The 19127-nt window shown below is 36.8% G+C and carries 18 protein-coding genes and 1 pseudogene; 3 read left to right on the top strand and 16 right to left on the bottom strand.

Annotated elements, in window-relative coordinates; all coding sequences use genetic code 11:
- Positions 1-127: 127 nt before the first annotated feature.
- Positions 128-1114 (top strand): tRNA (adenosine(37)-N6)-threonylcarbamoyltransferase complex transferase subunit TsaD, encoded by a 987-nt coding sequence (gene tsaD, locus HXY53_04290; protein ID NWF75788.1) that lies wholly within the window; start codon positions 128-130, stop codon positions 1112-1114.
- Here the strand turns inward: tsaD and lgt are convergent.
- The 12 genes and pseudogenes from lgt to hflX form a co-directional block, all read right to left on the bottom strand.
- Positions 1111-1881, bottom strand: a complete 771-nt coding sequence (lgt, locus tag HXY53_04285; protein ID NWF75787.1) for a prolipoprotein diacylglyceryl transferase — start codon at positions 1879-1881, stop codon at positions 1111-1113. The two genes, tsaD and lgt, sit on opposite strands and share 4 nt — an antisense overlap.
- A gap of 59 nt (positions 1882-1940) precedes the next feature.
- Positions 1941-2492, bottom strand: coding sequence for an NUDIX hydrolase (locus tag HXY53_04280; GenBank protein ID NWF75786.1), 552 nt, complete (start codon positions 2490-2492; stop codon positions 1941-1943).
- A gap of 42 nt (positions 2493-2534) precedes the next feature.
- Positions 2535-4340 carry a GAF domain-containing protein gene (locus HXY53_04275; GenBank protein NWF75785.1) on the bottom strand — a complete coding sequence of 602 codons (1806 nt, stop codon included), beginning with the start codon at positions 4338-4340 and terminating at the stop codon, positions 2535-2537.
- A gap of 86 nt (positions 4341-4426) precedes the next feature.
- Complete coding sequence (locus tag HXY53_04270; GenBank protein ID NWF75784.1) at positions 4427-5581, bottom strand: Fe-S cluster domain-containing protein; 1155 nt, start codon at positions 5579-5581, stop codon at positions 4427-4429.
- Positions 5582-5604: 23 nt separating this feature from the next.
- Positions 5605-6198: an electron transport complex subunit RsxA gene (locus HXY53_04265; protein ID NWF75783.1), complete on the bottom strand. Its 594-nt coding sequence runs from the start codon at positions 6196-6198 to the stop codon at positions 5605-5607.
- Positions 6188-6808 carry an electron transport complex subunit RsxE gene (rsxE, locus tag HXY53_04260; protein ID NWF75782.1) on the bottom strand — a complete coding sequence of 207 codons (621 nt, stop codon included), beginning with the start codon at positions 6806-6808 and terminating at the stop codon, positions 6188-6190. The genes HXY53_04265 and rsxE overlap by 11 nt, the downstream gene beginning before the upstream one ends.
- A complete protein-coding gene (locus HXY53_04255) occupies positions 6801-7361 on the bottom strand; it encodes an RnfABCDGE type electron transport complex subunit G (protein ID NWF75781.1) in 561 nt (186 codons plus the stop codon). The genes rsxE and HXY53_04255 overlap by 8 nt, the downstream gene beginning before the upstream one ends.
- Positions 7362-7416: 55 nt before the next feature.
- Positions 7417-8138 (bottom strand): annotated as a pseudogene (locus tag HXY53_04250) (SLBB domain-containing protein).
- 115 nt (positions 8139-8253) lie between these two features.
- Positions 8254-9300 carry a ferrochelatase gene (hemH, locus tag HXY53_04245; protein ID NWF75780.1) on the bottom strand — a complete coding sequence of 349 codons (1047 nt, stop codon included), beginning with the start codon at positions 9298-9300 and terminating at the stop codon, positions 8254-8256.
- Positions 9284-10315, bottom strand: a complete 1032-nt coding sequence (gene hemE, locus HXY53_04240; protein ID NWF75779.1) for a uroporphyrinogen decarboxylase — start codon at positions 10313-10315, stop codon at positions 9284-9286. The genes hemH and hemE overlap by 17 nt, the downstream gene beginning before the upstream one ends.
- Positions 10308-11393 carry a radical SAM protein gene (locus HXY53_04235; GenBank protein NWF75778.1) on the bottom strand — a complete coding sequence of 362 codons (1086 nt, stop codon included), beginning with the start codon at positions 11391-11393 and terminating at the stop codon, positions 10308-10310. Before HXY53_04235 ends, hemE begins: the two co-directional genes overlap by 8 nt.
- Positions 11394-11408: 15 nt before the next feature.
- Entirely contained in the window at positions 11409-13076 is a 1668-nt protein-coding gene (gene hflX / locus HXY53_04230) for a GTPase HflX (protein NWF75777.1), read from the bottom strand.
- A gap of 56 nt (positions 13077-13132) precedes the next feature.
- On the opposite strand from hflX, the gene HXY53_04225 reads away from it, so the two are divergent.
- Both HXY53_04225 and HXY53_04220 read left to right on the top strand, forming a co-directional pair.
- The gene (locus HXY53_04225) at positions 13133-13681 is read left to right on the top strand and encodes a macro domain-containing protein (protein ID NWF75776.1); all 549 of its coding nucleotides are present in this window, start codon (positions 13133-13135) and stop codon (positions 13679-13681) included.
- Positions 13682-13746: 65 nt separating this feature from the next.
- Positions 13747-14904: a geranylgeranyl reductase family protein gene (locus HXY53_04220; protein NWF75775.1), complete on the top strand. Its 1158-nt coding sequence runs from the start codon at positions 13747-13749 to the stop codon at positions 14902-14904.
- Between the two features lie 362 nt (positions 14905-15266).
- Here HXY53_04220 and atpE read toward each other — a convergent pair whose 3' ends face one another.
- The 4 genes from atpE to HXY53_04200 form a co-directional block, all read right to left on the bottom strand.
- The gene (atpE, locus tag HXY53_04215; protein ID NWF75774.1) at positions 15267-15626 is read right to left on the bottom strand and encodes an ATP synthase F0 subunit C; all 360 of its coding nucleotides are present in this window, start codon (positions 15624-15626) and stop codon (positions 15267-15269) included.
- A 33-nt stretch (positions 15627-15659) separates the two neighbouring features.
- Positions 15660-16325: a F0F1 ATP synthase subunit A gene (atpB, locus tag HXY53_04210; protein NWF75773.1), complete on the bottom strand. Its 666-nt coding sequence runs from the start codon at positions 16323-16325 to the stop codon at positions 15660-15662.
- Positions 16326-16429: 104 nt separating this feature from the next.
- Positions 16430-16723 (bottom strand): tetratricopeptide repeat protein, encoded by a 294-nt coding sequence (locus HXY53_04205; GenBank protein NWF75772.1) that lies wholly within the window; start codon positions 16721-16723, stop codon positions 16430-16432.
- Positions 16724-16732: 9 nt separating this feature from the next.
- On the bottom strand, positions 16733-19042 hold the full coding sequence (locus tag HXY53_04200) for a PBP1A family penicillin-binding protein (GenBank protein ID NWF75771.1): 2310 nt from the start codon (positions 19040-19042) through the stop codon (positions 16733-16735).
- Positions 19043-19127 lie beyond the last annotated feature (85 nt).

Below are 19127 nucleotides of genomic sequence, written 5' to 3'. Positions count from 1 at the left end.
ATTCTTTAATTAGGAAAGGTTTTACTTATCATTCTCTATTGCCCTTATAATTTTCAACTATTCTGCATTTTCTGATTTTTTTAATGCATAATACATCCTGAAAATATAGATAAACCATTATAAAATTATGCTTATTCTGGGGATAGATACTTCTTGTGATGATACATCTGCCTCGGTTGTTGAGGATGGAATAAAGATAATATCAAATATTATCTCTAATCAGACAGATATACATAAAAAGTATGGAGGTATAGTCCCTGAGCTTGCATCCAGAAGACATATAGAAATGATCTGGCCAGTAGCCAATGAAGCATTAAAATGTGCTGGGGTTTCATTTAAGCATATAGACTGTATTGCTGTTTGTTATGGGCCTGGACTGATAGGCTCTTTATTAGTTGGATGTTCTTTTGCAAAGGCGCTTTGTTATTCGCAAAATATTCCGCTTATTGCAGTAAACCACCTTGAGGGTCACATCTTCACTCCGTTTTTAGAAGAGCACAAACCATCTTTTCCTTTTTTGGCTTTGATTGTTTCTGGTGGCCATACATCGCTATATCACGTAGATGGGTTTCAACAATATAAAGAGCTTGGCAGGACAAGAGACGATGCAGCAGGCGAGGCATATGATAAAGTATCAAAACTGCTTGGTCTTGGATATCCGGGAGGCCCTGTAATTGATAAGCTTTCAAAGGAAGGAAATCCAGAAGCAATCGATTTCCCGAGAGCTTACCTTCCAAATTCTTTTGATTTCAGTTTCAGCGGATTGAAGACTGCGGTACTGAATTTTTTAGAAAAGGGTGAAAAGGTGAGATTTGAGGATATAGCCGCATCTTTTCAAGCATCAGTAGTTGATGTGCTTGTCAAAAAAATTGAATGGGCAATAAAAAAAACATGGCTCAGAAGGGTTGTTATCTCAGGAGGAGTTGCTGCAAACAGCGAGTTACGTGAAAAAATGAAAGAGATGTGTGATAAAAGGGAAGTAGAGCTATTTCTACCTTCAGCTTCACTATGTACTGACAACGCTGCTATGATTGCAGCAGCAGGATATCACCATTTTAAGGCAGGAAATATTGCAGGACTGGATCTGAATCCAAAGGCATACTTACCGCTCTAAACCTGATTGTTCCTTCGTTTCAAGGCTATCATTCCTGCTATTACAATTAAAAACATTACTACACTGATTCCCTGAGCGATAGAGAGGTTATCGAAGATGAATCCTCGCTCGACATCCCCTCTGAAGAATTCCACCATAAACCTTAAAATGGAATAAAGAAGCAGATAGGTCATGAAAAGCTGGCCCTTGAATGATTTATGCTTTTTAAGAAGTAAAAGGATGAGAAAATTAATAAACTCTCCCCCAGATTCATAAAGCTGTGTCGGATGCAATGCGATATTAGTTGGAGCAAGACAATTTGGATCAGTAAAAATGATACCCCACGGCAATGATTCAGCAGTTTTTCCATAGCAGCATCCAGCAGAGAAGCAACCAAGTCTGCCAAATGCGTGCCCGATAGCAATCGAAGGTGCAAATAAATCAGCAATATCCCAAGTGCTAAGATTATGTTTTTTTACATACCAGATAACAGTTGGTATAGCAAAAAGAACTCCTCCATAAAATACAAGACCACCTTCCCATATTTTAAAAATATCTAAAGGATTTTTAAGATAGTGAGATGCATTCAACATAATAAAAAAAAGCCTTGATCCGAGGATTGAAGCAAGCAGGATATAAAAGCCAAGATCTATGATTTTATTCTCAGAGATACCATGTCTTTTTGCTTCCTTAACCGCTAATAATAGACCTAACAGAAACCCGAGGGCTACGAAAAAACCATAGGTATGTATAGTTACCGGGCCAAATTTTATTAGTATAGGATGCATGAATTTTATAATAACACAATTATTTGTGGCTTTTGATGCCCGTATGCAATTCTCTATTGTTAATGAATTGGCAAAAACTTTTTTGCAAGTTCAACTAAACCATAGATTTTGAGGTCAATATAAATTCCTTCTGCCCTAAATTCAGATAATCGTTTATCAAGCTCACTCATATGCACTTTAATAATTTCAATATCTTCAGCCTCATCCCTGCCTTGTATGCCTTTATATTCCAGTCCTCGCGCAAGATATGCAGTAAGTATTTCTCCAGAAGCACCTGATGACATGGGGCCGTCAGTGAGAAAAATCAATTCTTTTGCATCATATCCTGTTTCTTCGAGCAATTCTCTGCGAGCTGCGTCTTCAAGATGGCCTCCTTTATCATTCAGCCCAGCAGGAAATTCTATAACGTATCCATTAATAGGAGGTCTGAACTGTTTCGTAAGTAAGAATTGTTTGTCGTCTGTTATCGGGACTATGACAACAATACCTGCACAATTAACGCGTTCAAAAGACTCCCACTTCCTTTGCACACCAGAAGCGTCAATATAAGTGTTAATTACAAATCTAAGAAACTTGCCCTCAAAAATTGTCTTTTTTTCGATTATTTTCATTGCTCTCGCTACTCCCTTCTCTACATCCACGCCCTAATATTGTTATTTTTTGTACATTGGGATTGATGCCCGGAAAGTAGTGGTATTATCGTCTGTAAAAACTTCAAGTTCGCCATGAATTGCATTAATAAATCGGTATATAATATTTAAACCTCTGCCTTTCACTTCACCTTTTCTAATCTGTTCGATGCTTTCTTCTGGTATCTTTCCGGTGTTGCGAATCTCGAAACATGCCATATCACCATTTTTATAAGTCTTAATCGATAATTCACCGCCTTGCTCTGGTATGGCTTTTGTTGCATTATCGAGCAGATTATCGAGAACCCTCTCTAATCCGAATGGAAAACAGTAAATATATAATCCTGATTGTAATTCATCCTTAACAAGTCTGATATTTTTCCTTTTCTGTTCATTGATAGCTTCTTCATTTATCCTGAAACGAATAAGTAAAATTTCAGTAAGATCAACAGTGCGTTCACGACCTTCAATGGTTGGTAAGATAGCAAGTTCCTGCATTCTAATACCCTCTTGAATAACAATGTCCAAATACTCGGCAATTCTATCTTTTACACTGCTTATATCTTTTTCTTCTAAAAGTTTTTTTGCCCTTTTTGCAAAGCCAGCTATAGCGATACTTGGATTCTTAAAATCATGAAGAACATCATCCAGTTTTTCGATCCTGAGAGCTTTCATAATCTCTTTACCGAAAAAGCTGAGAAGTTCAATCTCGTGCTCGGTAAATTCCTGTCGTCGGTCTTTTGCATAGAATAAAAGGAAATAATTTATCTCATCTTTTGCTCTTAGTGGTATTAAAAGCACTGAATTTACATTATATTTTGAAGCGTATCTTTTTAATTCGTCATTAGATAGTCTGCTCTTCAAGGGATCCTTAATAAGGATGTATGATGAATCGATTCTATCATACATGTAATCCCCTCTTTTTTCTGTTTCATTGATTAATGCAGAAAAATATGGATGATCTTTTATTGAGTATAAACGGCTAATATCATAACTTTCCTGGCCATGTGGATATTCAAGTTCTAACTGAACATATTTTCTATCCGATGAAATTGAAAATAGAGAGCAGCTCTGAATCTGTAGGATGTCGACCAGTTCTGGAATCATCATTGTGAAGACATCTTTCATCTTAATCCCTTCCCTGTGGCTGAGCTTGACAAAAATCTTTTCAACGATTTTTTCTTTTTGCATGTTCAGTTTCTGAAGATAAAGGATGCGTTTTCTTGCAAGAACGTGACTTATTCTTCTTGCAAGCATTTCTGCATTAACAACTTCGAGGGGATCAAAATCTTTATTGATTTGTTTATAGTAAATTTGTATTGTTCCCTGTATATTTTTTTCACGAAAAAGAAAGCCGGGAATATTGATTGGAATAGCCATTAGAGAATTAAATCCATACTCTTTAACAATATCCTTGTTCTTATAATCAGGCTCCGTCATTATATTTGGTACAAGATAACTTTTTCCGCTTTTTATAACTTTACCTGCAACAGATTGTTCAACAGGAATACTCTTTAATCTTCCTGTCTCAGAATACTGATACGAGCCTAATGCAAGAAGCCTATCAGTCTCTGGGTCAAAAATTCGGATTGACGCTGCATCTGCATGTAGAAAATTCACAATAATTTTTGTTGCTTTAGCTAAAATCTCTTTCCAGTCGAGGGTAGGTTCAATACTTATGACGTCCTCAACTGTTCTAACGATATTTTCGAGCTGGGATGTGATTTCATTCTTAATATAATCTGCAAATTCATATATTTCTTCATCAGAGAAGTTATATTTCTTGATAATATGATTAGATCTAAGATAATTTAATAATTTATTAATCATAATTTTTTTATTTTTGAAAACGTTTGAATGGCTATTTACACTATATCAAAGAATGAGGTTTTCTTCAATATCACCAGGAGGGTTTCTTATGCTGCCCGGGAAATTTTCCCAACTACATCTGACACTACTGGGGAATTGAATGTTCCTTCTATTGCCTGAACCGGACAGTTACCGCTGCAGATTCCGCACCCTATACATTTAGCCCGGTCAATAGAATGTTTTTTGCCTGGTTCTCCACAAACTGCATCAACAGGACATATGTCATAACAGATATGGCAACCATTACAATTATCATTTATGTTAGCCTTTGGTCTTTCAGGAATAAAGTCTGAAATAGCTTTTGTCGGGCACTTCCGAACACATAATCCACAAACTTTACATCTATCGAGATTAATTTTCGAAAGGTTGGATTCTATGGATAAGGCTTCAAAAGGGCATACTTTTACGCAAATACCGCATGTAATGCAGCCTGTTTGACAATTACTTCTTATAACAGGGCCTTTGTCATGGGAATGACAGGTTACAAGAACACTTTTTGATGCAGGTATTACTTCAATTACTTTGACTGGACAGGCTGCTTCGCATTTTCTGCAACCAGTGCATTTACTAATATCAACTTGCGGGAGTTGATCATTGGTCATAGTTATAGCTCCGAAGGGACATACCTTTACACATGTCCCATAACCGAGGCATCCGTATATACATGCCTTGTCACCACCTCCTGCAAGGATTGCAGCTCTGCAATCCTGAACTCCTTCATAAATAAATCTTTTTTTAGATTTACTCAAACCACCCTTACATAATACTCTTGCATATACAGGCTCCCTCATTATTGGTTTCTTTCCTGTTATAAGAGCAACTGCTTCTGCAGTTTTCTTTCCACCTGGTGTGCAAAGATTTGGTGGAACATCAGGATTATTTACTACAGCTTCTGCATATTGTTCGCAACCTGCGAAACCACAAGCACCACAGTGTGTTTTTGCAAGAACATCTTTTACCTGTTCGACAAGTGGATTAATCTTGACAGAAAATTTTTTTGTAGCCAAAGCAAGTCCAAGTCCGAATAAAAGGCTGATCCCTCCAAGAAAAATTAAAGATGATTTCAGAACTTGTATAAAATGAACATGCTCTTTAGCTTCAATACCACCACCAACGCCAACAAGTGGAATAGCTGAATTAAATATATCAGCAAGCTGCAAGAACTGAAATACATATGTGAAAACATCCTGGATTTTTGTCATAGCCTTACAGTTGTAAAATCATATTAGACTTTTATTAAACCCGAAAACCCTGCAAATGCAAGGGCGATCAATCCTGTTACTATAAATGCAATCGGAAGTCCTCTGAATGGTGCCGGTATATCTGAAAGCTCAAGCTTTTCACGAATGCTGGCCATGATGATAAGTGCAAGAGCAAAGCCAAGACTTGAACCGAGTGCAAATGAAAGACTTTCGATTAAGTTATATCTTTCTCCAGCGTTGATTAAAGGAACAGCTAAAATAATGCAGTTCGTTGATATTAGAGCGAGATAGATTCCGAGTTTATAATAAAGCACAGGAGAAACTTTTCTCATGATAGTATCTGATGCCTGGACAAAACCAGCAACGATTCCGATGAATATAATGATTTTTAAAAAAGTAATATCAAGAGGTAGCATCACATAATTGAAGACAAGCCAGCTCAAAGCAGCACTGATCATCATAACAGCAGTGAAAGTGATGCTCATGCCGATTGCTGTTTCCATTCTTTTTGAAACCCCAAAGAAGATACAGAGGCCGAGGAAACGGGTGAAGACAAAATTATTAATCAGAGATGCTGAAACAATAAGTTCAAAGATTTTTCCAGTATCAGCGTTCATATTTTTTACCGTATTTTATGTCTATCCAGTTATATAAACCCATAAGAAAACCAACAGCAAAAAAACCTCCTGCAGGCAGTATCATTATCAATAATGGTTTTCCGCTTATTACAGAATAACCCCATATTGAGCCCTTTCCAAGGAGTTCTCTGAATAGGCTTATTATAGTGAGTGCAAATAGAAATCCTAGTCCCATACCTATTCCATCAAACATGGAAGGAACAAACTTGTTTTTACTTGCAAACATCTCAGCGCGAGCCAGTATTGAGGCAAAGGCAACTATTAATTGTATATAAAGCCCCATCTGTTTGTAAGCTTCAGGTGTAAATGCTGCCATTGTCATATCAGTTACAGTCACCCAACCTGAAATCACAAGCATAAAAACAGGAAGACGTATCCTTGGATGAATAATATTCCTCATGAGGGATATTGTGATGTTTACCATCACCTGGACAAAAAGAACAGCGGTCCCCATTAAAAAGCCATTTCTGAGATTATTTGTTACTGCAATAGAAGGACATAGACTGAGTGCAAGTTTAAAGATTGTATTCTCTTTAAATATTCCATTTTTCAGAAGTTCAATATAGTTTATTTTTTCTACTCTATTCATTTAATGTTTTTTTTAAAAAATTTACTCCATTCGTTACAGCGTCTTCTGCAACAGCTCTGGTTGAGATAGTTGCTCCTGATATTGCCTGAATGTAATCTTTTGTATCTGTCTTTAATACTTTCAAATGTTCTATATCTTTTCCTGCAAACTGGTTTCTAAAACTTTCTGACTCAATCTCGTCTCCAAGTCCAGGGGTTTCAGCATGGCCGAGGATACTTATGTTTAAAACCCTTAAGTCTGTATCAACAGCAATGAGTGTATCAATATAGCTTGAGTAACCTTTACCAAAAGATTCAATAATGTATCCGATAATCTGTTTATCTTTTTTTGCAATAAAATATTCAGCATGTTTTTCATGAGTAATCCATTCACCCATCCTTTGTATCGAATCAGCCCGGGGCATAAGTTTTTTCAATGCTGTTTCTTTTTCCTTTACAGTATTCCTATATATAATTGGAGAAGTTCGGGCATAAACAGCAGCAAGGATTATACCACCGATAATATATACTATGACGAGATTCAATGTTATTTTTATGATATCCCTGATTGTCATGTTTTAATTGGCTTTTTCTTTTGAATACCAAATATCTCGGTTTTAAACCCTCTGTCTATAAGTGGACAATTGGTCTTTTCGAAGGGCATACAAATGCACATGTACCGCATTCGAAACAATCAAAGAGATTATATTCCTTTGCTCCTTCATAGAATCCTTTTTCAGCATAAATACTCATCATTGAAGGCATGAGTCCCATAGGGCAAGCTTCAATACATCTACCACATCTTATGCATGGTCCAAAATCTCTTGTATGTATAATATCACTGGCTGTTAAAGCAACTATGCCTGATGCGCCTTTTGTAACAGGCACTTCAAGTGAAGCTAAGGCAAAACCCATCATTGGGCCACCTGATATGACTTTCACATTTTTATCTTTTAAGCCACCGCAATTTTCGATAAGATGAGAGCTGAGAGTACCTGGTTTTACTAAAAGATTTTTTGGGTTGTTTATACCTTCTCCTGTTATAGTAATAGTTCGCTCTATCAAAGGTTTTCCATACCGGACAGCTTCATATATTGCAAAAGATGTTCCTATTGCTAATACTCTTCCTGATACTGATGAATGGACAGGAGCTGAGACAAAACCTCCAGGTTCTCCGATTAAATCGCCTTTTTTACTTCCTGATTTATTGACACAAGTGGTTTGCACGATGCACCAAGATGCTGTGTCAGCGGAATAACAACTCTCTCTGGTTGGTTTGGTTCTTCTATAGGTTTATTTGATGTAAATCCTTTTTTATCTTGAGGATGTATGCCACCTTTAAAAGCCTTTATATTTACAGAGCTTTCTCCTACAAAATTGAAGCAGATAGGTAATAAAAAAATAAATTTCGATTTTTACCATTTACCATAGATATTTAACTAAAGTCAAGGTAAGTATAGGCTGAATTTAGCCAGAATCAATCAATTTTTTAATTATGATTCCAGCAAGTGCGTCTATAAATTTAGGATAAGTATTTAGTGAATCTATTCTTCTGAAATTCATACCAAGTTTTTCAGCTAAATTTCTATAAAGGATATCTATTTCGAAGAGAGTCTCGATATGGTCAGAAACAAAACTTATTGGAACGACAAGTATATTCTTAATTTTTTTTTGGGCAAGTTCCTGTAATTTCTCTTTGGTAGAAGGTCCAAGCCATTCAACAGGTCCACTTTTAGACTGGTAGCTGAGATGCCATTTCAGAGGTATCAGTTTTGTTATTTCTTGAATGGTTTCTTTAGTTTGTTGCTCATAAGGATCCCCCTGCTCGATAATCTTTTTGGGTAGACTATGTGCACTGAAAAGAACATGGATATCTTCCTCATCAATCCCTCTCCCTTTAGGGGGGAAGGATGGGCTGAATGATTCTATCCCTTTTTTTATCATATCTATAAGAGCCTCAATATATAGCGGATGTTTATTCCAGTATGGAATGGTCATTGTATCCATATTAAAAAATTTTGTTGCCTCATCAAATTTTGATAGAGAAGAACCCGATGTAGCTATAGAATATTGAGGATAAAGGCTTAGAGCGATTATTTTCCTTATACCATCTCTATGAATTTCAGAGATGATATCCTCAATCAGTGGATGCCAGTATCGCATTCCTACATATACCTTAAAAGAAATTTGAGTTTTGATAGTTGATAGTTGATTGTTTGAAGATTTCTTATTCAGTGTTTCCTCAAGTGCTTTTGCTTGAGCCATTGTTATATCAAGTATTGGTGATTTACCACCTATCATGCGATACATCTTTTCGGTTTTTTTGGACCTTATTGAAGATATTAGCCATGCTAATGGTTTTTGCATGAAGGAAGGCCCAAGCCGTATAATCTGTCTATCTGAAAAAAGGTTATAGAGAAAGGGCTTAATAGCCTGAAGAGAATCAGGACCGCCAAGATTAAGTAGCATGACACCTATAGTTTCTTTTTTAATATTATTAACTTTTCCTTCCATAATAATGGACCATCTCTACCATCGCAATCACATTTTCTGCAGGCGTTTGAGGTAATACACCATGTCCTAAATTGAATATATGACCTTTTGCATTTTCACCTTTCCATAAAATATCTTTTATTCTGTCTTCAAGTTTTTCTCTTGAAAGGAATAATGAACATGGATCGAGGTTTCCCTGCACAACAAGCTTTTTACCGAGTTTTTTGATTGCATCAGCAATATCAATCCTCCAGTCTATGCCTATAACATCAGCGCCTGCTTTCTTAACTTCCCTGAGAATTCCCGCACAGTCATTTACAAAATAGATTATCGGTACTCCTTCTTTTTTAATCTCGGAAATAACTTTTTTTACATATGGAAGAGCATATGTCTTGTAATCGACAGGAGACAGAATCCCTGCCCATGTATCAAAAATCTGTACCGCCTGAACACCAGAATGTATCTGTGCAGAGAGATAAGCAGTAATGGTTGTAGCAATTTTTTCCATAAGATAATCAAATACGTTACTATGCTGAAACATCAATTTTTTTGTATGAAGGAAATTCCTTGATGTCCCACCCTCGATCATATAAGTAGCGAGCGTAAAAGGTGCACCAGAAAATCCTATTAAAGGGACTTTATTTTTAAGCTCTTTTCTGAGAATTCTGATAGTCTCTAAAACAAAAGAGAGATCTTCCTCGATGTCTGGAATAACCAATCGCTCTACTGATAATTTATTCCTGATTGGTTCGCTAAGTAAAGGACCTTCTTTTTCAGAAAACTCAAGCTTCATGCCCATAGATTCTACTGGGATAAGGATGTCGGAAAATAATATTGCAGCATCAACTCCAAGAAGATTGACTGGCTGTAATGTAACTTCAGCTGCAAGACTGGGAGTTTTACAGAGAGTGAGAAAATCGATATGTGATCGGATAGCCTGGTATTCAGGAAGGTACCTTCCTGCCTGACGCATGAGCCATACAGGTGTATACTCCACTTTTTCGCCTCGACAGGCTTTTAGAAATGTATCATTCATGATTCCCTCCATTTTTCTTAATTTTCATTTTTAGAGGAATATGACTGCAAAAAGGCTCTTCTTCCAGATAGTCTCCATATATTGAATATGCCCTTGCCCGGCACCCGCCACATACTGTAATGTATTCGCATGATCCACACTTGCCTTTATAACTTTTAAAATCTCTAAGTTCTTTGAAAAGTTGTGAATTTTCCCAAACATCCTTGAAAGATTGATTTTTAAGATTTCCTGCTGATTTCGGGAAATAGCTGCATGGAAGAACATTTTCATCAACATCAATAAGTGCTATGAGCTGTCCAGCAATGCAGCCCTTTGCACCGCCTGTAGAAAATTTTAAAGTCCTCCTTTCGAATTTAGTCCCTTCTTCTTTCGATTTCTGAAGGACTACTCTGTAATAATGTGGTGCACAAGTAGGTCTTACAAGTATATCCTTTTCGTCTTTTTCCATGTGATAATGCCATTCGAGAATCTCTTCATAATCCTCCTTTGATATAAGCTCGTTCATTATCTCCTCACCCCTGCCAGTTGGGACGATCATAAACATATACCATGCAGTGGCACCGATGTTCTTTGCAAGTTTATATACCTTTGGTATTTCTTCCTGATTTCTTTTTGTAAAAGATGAATTGATAATAAATTCGATGCCGTATTTACGGAATAGTGTTGCGGCATGAATAGTTCCTTCGAATGCACCTTTCTGATTTCTGAAATCATCATGAGTTTTTTCATTTGAACCATCGAGGCTAAGGGATACAATCTTCATTCCTGAAGACTTAATCTTATCACAGACCGAATCATCAACAAGAGTTCCATTTGTAGCAAGACACATCCTTAGTCCTTTATCCGTACCATAGCGTGCAATCTCAAATACATCTTTTCTGAGCAGAGGTTCGCCTCCTGAAAGCACTATAACAGGTTTTGCATAACTTGTGATATCATTTATGATTCTAAATGCTTCTTCTGTGGAAAAATCAGGATGTGCATTGACTTCTATTTCTGATGAAGATCTACAGTGGATGCATTTTAGATTACATCTTCTGGTTATTTCCCATGCTATCCATTTTGGTGTGAATTCTATAATCATCTATATCCCCTATTTACTTGTGACATAGTCATTCTGTATGACTTCAGCATAAGATTCGGATTGAGTTTTAATGTCCCATATATGATGCTGTATTGCATTAAGCAGGGAAGAGAATGTTCCTGGATCGAGTGCAGAGATGGATATTGCATTATATCGCATTGATAAATTTCTTGCTTCTTCGTAATTCAATTTATCAATTTTATTAAAAACGAGAAGACGAGGTTTCAGATTTAAATTAAGATCCTTTAAAATGTTCTCAACAGATTCGATATGTTGTTCAAAGCGGGGATTAGATACATCAACAAGATGCAGAAACAGATCAGCATCCTCAAGTTCTTCAAGAGTTGACCTGAAAGCAGACATAAGATCCTTGGGTAGATCTCTAATGAATCCAACTGTATCAGTAATTATAACATCGCGTTCCTTTGGAAAACGCAGGCGTCTGCTTGAGGTATCGAGAGTTGCAAAAAGTTTATCCTCAACAAATACAGAACTTTTTGTAAGCGAATTTAACAAAGTGGATTTCCCTGCATTGGTATATCCAATAATTGAAATGATCGGTATCCCCTGTTCAACCCTCCGTTGTTTCCTCTGCTTTCTTGCTTCACTGAGTGTTCTCAGCTCTTTATCAAGGAGAGCAATTCTATCACGAACACGCCTTCTGTCAATCTCCAATTTCATTTCACCTGGCCCTCTGCCACCGATACCGCCCATTAAACGTGACATAGCAGTTCCTTTACCGGTTAATCTCGGAAGGCGGTATTTTAACTGAGCTAGTTCAACCTGGACTTTACCATCTCTGCTATGTGCACGGCGTGCGAAGATATCGAGTATTAACTGTGAACGATCAATAACCTTTAGCTCTGTAAGCTCGCTGATAGATTTTACCTGTGAGGGGCTGAGCTCTTGATCGAAGATAAGAAGTGTAGCTCCTTTGCTCAGAGCATTGATTATCATTTCTTTTATCTTACCTTCACCCATAAGATATCTTGGGTTTATTTGTCTGGGTCTCTGAATTAAAGTATCGAGAACGAGCACGTTACTTGAGCGTGCAAGGTCCTTCAATTCCTCAATTGAATCTTCCTGTTCAAATTTAGGTCTTGTTGAAACACTTACAAGTATAGCGCGCTCTCTGCTATCATCCGAACTGAAGAGTCTATGCCTCTCCATTTCACTTTCGAGTGATGTTATGAAAGGTAAAAATTCGAGTTCAAAAGCATGGAAATTTTGGTAATGAAGAATCTCGAAAGGTTTTGTGCCATCTGGTAATAAATAAGCGATATAGATATTCCCTGGGAAACCTTTTCTAACCCCTATTGATGCTATTAGATCTAATCTTAAAAGGGCAAGATCTGTTAAGTCATCCTGAGTGAGTGCTTCTTCATTCAGATGTGTATGGATCAGCCTCAGCCCTCTTAGAGGTTTTCTCCCTAAACGATAATCCGCAAGCTCCGGGATATAAATGCTTTTTGCATCACCGATAATCACATGTGTGATAGAACCGTTTCTATCAATGAGAATACCTATCTGACGGTTTATCTCGTAAGAGATTTCAGTAATAAATCTGGCGAGTTCAGGTGTTATTACTTCACGATATGCTTTTCTCCTGTAAATTCTTTCGAGTAAGTGAAGGTAACTTGTCTTAAGACCTGATAGATTTCCGTGAAGTGCTGGTATTTAAGACCTCCATTTTTTTATATTTATTATATCATAATGAACAAGGGGGTAATTTTATGAAAGTTATATCTGAGAAAAAAATTGAGGGAAAGTTATTACGTCTTGTGCTGGGGGACATTACTGAAAGAGACGTAGATGCAATAGTGAATGCAGCGAATTCTTATCTACAACATGGAGGTGGGGTTGCGGGTGCAATAGTAAAAAAAGGTGGGCATATTATACAGGAGGAAAGCGATAGGATAGGTTTTGTTCCCGTAGGAAATGCTGCGATTACAAGTGCAGGCAGGTTGCCAGCGAAGTATGTAATTCATGCAGTGGGGCCAAGAATGGGAGAAGGAGATGAGGATAATAAACTGAAGGAAGCTATAATTAACAGCTTACAGCTTGCAGATAAGAAGGGAATAAAGAGTATATCAATGCCAGCAATAAGTTCAGGTATATTCGGATTTCCGAAGGACAGATGTGCAATGATTCTTGTCAGAACTGCATTGGATTACATCAGAAAAAATCCCCGAAGTTGTCTTACATTGATTGAGTTCTGTATATTTGATGAAGTGACTGCTAAATATTTTAAAAGTGAATTTGATAAAATAATAGACATTTAATTATTATATTAACCCGATGAAGAGGTTCTATAAAACATCATTATGAATAGGGTTTTAAGTAAATCATGACAAGAGATATCTTACATGATGTTATTATTGTTGGAGCAGGACCTATAGGCAGTTATACAGCATATCTTTTAGCTAAAAAAGGTTTAGATGTTGGTATCATCGAAAGGAATAATGTTATTGCCAAAAATATCAACTGCACAGGAATAATAAGCAATGAATGCCTGAAGAAATTCCAATTTAAGAAGGATGTAATCCTTAAACCTATCCGTTCAATTAAAGCATTTTCACCATCAGGAGTGTTTTTGAGATACGAGGCTGATATCCCATTTGCATATGCTATCGAACGTGAATTATTTGATACTGAAATAAACCGTATGGCTCAGGAAGAAGGGGCAACTTTGTACCTTAATACTAAGGCAAAAGAAGCCATTATTGACAAAAAAGGGTTTGTTCTTCGTGTTATGACTGAAGAAAGTGAGAAAGAAATCTCCTCGAGAGTTGGAGTGATTGCAACAGGGTTTGAGTTTACATCTCTAAAGAGCGCACTAAAAAAACCTTCTGAGTATCTTTATGGAATACAAACAGAAGGAATAATGGAAGATATAGATGATGTTGAGGTTTATTTTGGTAGAAATATTGCTCCAGGTTCATTTGCATGGATAGTGCCAACCGCTGGAAAAACTGTCAGGATAGGACTTATCGTAAAGGATAAACCTTTAGAGTATTTAAAAAAATTTCTCCAAACTCCTAACATATTAGACAGACTGATGTATAGTGACTATAAAATAAAGTGCAGTCCTATCCCGCTTGGTTCGATTTCTAAGAGTTATGCACAAAGGCTTCTCATTGTTGGAGAAGCAGCTGGTCAGGTTAAGACAACAACAGGAGGTGGTATTTATTTTGGCATGCTCTGTTCCGAGATTGCTGCAGATACTATTTATAAGGCTTTTCAAACCAATGATTACAGTGAGCGATTATTCAAGCAATACGAAATTTTATGGAAAAAGAAAATTGATATCGAATTGAAGTCTGGTTTGATTTTGAGGAGCATTTTTTCTAAGTTTTCAGATCATCAGATTGATAATATTATTGATTTTGCAAGGAGAGATGGAGTTCTTCCTTTTATTAAAAAGTCAGACTTTGACTGGCACAGGGGTCTCGCATCCTATCTAATAAGTCATATTCTTAAAAAAAGACTTTTTCATAAAAAATAGCAGCAAATATTTAACCCTGAGTATTCATAACGAGCGCTATTCCAAAGGTTTATTATTTCTATCCTAAGCTTGCTCTGGGAGAAAGCTCTTTAAGCCGAATAATGCAGACATTGCTCAAAAATTTCTTTAACTCAATGAATTATCGGATTTATTTTAATTGTTTTATGGACAAAAATATTCGTAAACCCATTAGTTAAAGGAACACTAAGGAATCGAAAAATAAATTTTTTCACAACATCTGCATTATTCAACTGCATTTTTTGGGTTAACAAAGTTATCGCTGGACTTGGGTATAAATTAACTGGAGGCAGGCACAAAAAAAGGCAGACAAAATGTCTGCCTTTTTAGATTATATTGTACTACTATTGAAGGAGCTTTCCAAACGGGTTCACGAAGATGAGAATTAAGACAACAACGAGAGCATAAATTGCAAGAGACTCGATCATAGCAAGACCGATGATGAGTGTTGTAGTGATCTTACCGGAAGCACCTGGATTTCTTGCAACGCCTTCGCAAGCAGAACCAAGACCTGTACCCATCCCAATGCCTGTACCGAATGCAGCGAGGCCCATAGCAATACCACATCCAAGGGCAGCAAGAGCGTAATAAAAGATATTAGAACTTTTTGCTCCTGTAGCTGCTGCCTCCTCGGCAAAACATAAAGGAGCTGTAACCCAGATCATAGTGAGGGCAAGAAGAAGAACAACAACAGTCTTTTTCATTACTGACTTCCTCCTTTCATTAAAGAAATGAAATTAATGTGCCTCTTCGACGGCACCAGCGAAATAGCAGATTGTCAAAAGTGTAAAAACAAGTGCCTGAATAACACTAACAAGTAAACCAAGTCCTAAAATAACACACGGAATTATCCATGGTGCGATGATTCCGAGAACAAGAAGTAATATATGTTTTCCTGTCATATTGCCAAAAAGTCGGACAGTAAGTGTTAATGGACGAACAAAATGACCAATAACCTCTACCGGAAACATTAAAATCATAAGAGGAAGCCCTTTTAGTGAACGAATAGGTCCGACGAAGTGATTTATATAACTAAGTCCATGAACCTTAAAGCCAAAAAAATGGTAAAGTAAAAAAACAGGGATTGCCATAGCTGCATTTGTATTGACATTTGCGGTTGCAGCAGTAAAGCCAGGAACTAAACTCATGAGATTTGCCAGAAGAATAAACAAAAAAATTGTACAGATAAAAGGGAATAAAGTTTTGCTCCAGTGGTGGCCTATAGTATCATCTACCAATTTAAATATCTGCTCAAGAATTAACTCAATAAAGTTCTGTAGTCCTTTTGGAATCAAACGCATAGAACCTTTTACAGCAAGAGCTATAACTATTAAAAGTATTGATACTAAAATTGCATGACTGACATTATGTGGTACTACTTCGGGATTAATGATAGCATCCATTAATAGTGTCTCGTGTAAACCCTCCATATGTGCCTCCTGATTGAAAAAGTAGCTTATATTACATGCTTAATAGTGAAAAGTCAAGAGGTAAAATAAAGTAATATTTACTCACCCTTTACAAAAACAGTTTGCGGAGAAAAATTTGGATCTATTACATATGCCTCATTAAAGTATTTTACTGATTCCTTATGTTTTTTTAACTTGTAAGATGCATAACCGATCAAATAATAAGCATAAGGATCAGGTTTTTTTTCTACGTATTGTTTCAATAGACTAATAGCAGTTTTATAGTCTCCTTTCTTATAAGATAGAAAGGCTTTTTCATAACTTACCTCATCTGCATAAGCGAAAGTGCTCATGAAAACTATAATTGCCAATACAAAGATTAAAATTTTCATAATTACCTCCTAATCAAAATTAAGGTTTATATTTTTTTCCTTCGTCGGATGGATAGAAGGTGATGCTGTGTATTTTTTAGGCTCAGTGCCTTCTATGAAATATTCTTTCATCCCTTTTGAATCATCTTTTACTAAAAGCCCTGTTGTAGGGTCTATTGTACAACTAATAATGCCTTCAGGAATAGGAAATTCTTCTGGTTCTTCTGTCAGAAAATTTTTCATAAAAGATACCCAAATAGGAGATGCTGCTTGAGCGCCTGTCTCGTGATGACCCAACGGCCTCATGTCGTCAAATCCTACCCAAACAGCAGCAACCAGATGAGGGGAATAACCGACAAACCAGGCATCTCTATAGTCGTTTGTAGTACCTGTTTTCCCAGCAACAGGCCTTCCGAGTGATTTAGCACGCCAGCCAGTGCCTTTTTTTACCACGTCTTCCATTATTGAAGTGATGAGGAATGCTGTTTGGGGGTTCAAAATCTCTTCTGCCTCTGGTTCATTACTTTCTATAATTCTTCCTTTTGAATCAGTAATATACTTGATTGCAATAGGATTAATTTTCATCCCACCATTTGCAAAAACACAGTAAGAGAGTGCAAGATCGAGTGGAGTCAGGCTGAGAGAACCTAATGCTATTGTAAGATCATGCGGCATATCGGCTTTTATCCCCATATTCCTTGCAAAATCTATCAAATTCTGTATTCCTATTTCCTCGGCTAATTTTACTGTAACGACATTTCTTGAATAAGTCAATGCTTCTCTGAGAGTAATAGGGCCGTAGTATTCACGGTCTGCGTTTTCAGGGGTCCAGTTGCCTCCGGGACCTCCTGGATAAGTTACTGGTTCATCAATGAATATACTTGCAGGTGTAAATCCATGATCCAATGCAGCAGCATAAATTATTGGTTTAAATGCAGAACCCGGTTGTCTTTTTGCATAAGCAGCTCTGTTATAACTGCTCTTTATGAAATCGTATCCACCGATCATTGCACGTATAAAGCCTGTTTCCTGTTCAATTGCAATTAAAGCTCCTTCTACTTCCGGTTCTTGTTCAAGTCTGAGATGCACAGCATCCCCGCTCCTGTTTTTAATACTAACTTTAACAACATCTCCTGGCTGGAGAATATTTATTAGAGAGAATTCTTTCATGAACTTGACTTTGCCACTTTTTGAGTCAATAACCTTTGAAGCCCATTTAGCATCATCTATAGAAAGTTTTCCGAGTATTCCCCTTGTCTTAATAATCGCTTCTTTATTACTTACCTTGAGAACAAGGCCAGAAGATATATCTCCGGAATTAGTGACAACTGTGTTAACAATATCTTTCATTTTCAACTCTTTTTCAATATCGATGTCACTTTTATGCTCTATGGGACCTCGCCATCCTCTTCTTTTATCAAGTTCCCGTAGCCCCTGCTGTATTGCCTTTGCAGCAATTATCTGAGCTCTTCTATCTAAAGTTGTATATACTTTAAGGTTTTCCTTGTAGACTTTTTCTTCACCATACTTTTCTTCAAGATATCTTTTTATATATTCAATAAAATAATTATTTGCTTCTATATATTTACGTGTGCTTGAGAGATAAAGGGGTTGTTTTAAAGCAGCATCTTTATCAGATTTTTTGATATATCCTTCGTCCTCCATACGTGAAAGCACTGTAAGCTGACGTTCTCTTGCTTTTGTAATGTCATTGTAAGGGGAGTAAATAGCAGGAGCTCTTATGAGACCTGCTATGACTGCAGCTTCAGACAGTGAAATATTTCTGACTGATTTCCCGAAATAAGTTTTTGATGCCATCTCAACACCATAAGCACCATGGCCGAAATAGATTTTATTCAGATAGAGTTCAAGTATTTCCTTTTTATCGAGGTTTTTTTCGATCTTGAACGCAAGAGCCGCTTCCCTGATCTTCCTTTTCAGCGTCTTCTCAGGAGTTAGAAATATAACTTTCGCAAGCTGTTGTGTAATAGTGCTTCCTCCTTCTTTCAGTTCTATGTAAAGGATATCTTTTACTAATGCCCTTAAGATAGCAAGATAATCAACACCTTTATGTTTCCAGTATCTGGAGTCTTCAACAGCAATAACAGCGTTAATCATATGCAGTGGTATTTTCTCGATTGGTACAAATATCCCTTTTTCAGCTTTAAGTTCACCAATAAGAACATCATCATCTGAATATATCCTCGTGCCTACTTCAGGTTTATATTCCTTAATCTCTTCAATGGATGGGATACCATGAGTGAATGCAAGGTATGCTCCTACTGTAGTGCCAATAATGATGGCTAAGGCTGCAATGATTAAAATGTATCTAAACCTCATTGCTCAATTATACTTTTGATTCAAAGGGTGTGTCAAAAAGAGTTTTCCATTACATTGACTTGAACCTGTTTATAAGTTTAATATC

It is taken from the genome of Nitrospirota bacterium (assembly GCA_013388455.1).
In the GTDB taxonomy this organism is placed as follows: Bacteria; Nitrospirota; Thermodesulfovibrionia; order Thermodesulfovibrionales; family SM23-35; genus JACAFF01.
Note: the sequence above shows the minus strand (reverse complement) of the source record. Positions and strands in the feature narration are given on the sequence as shown.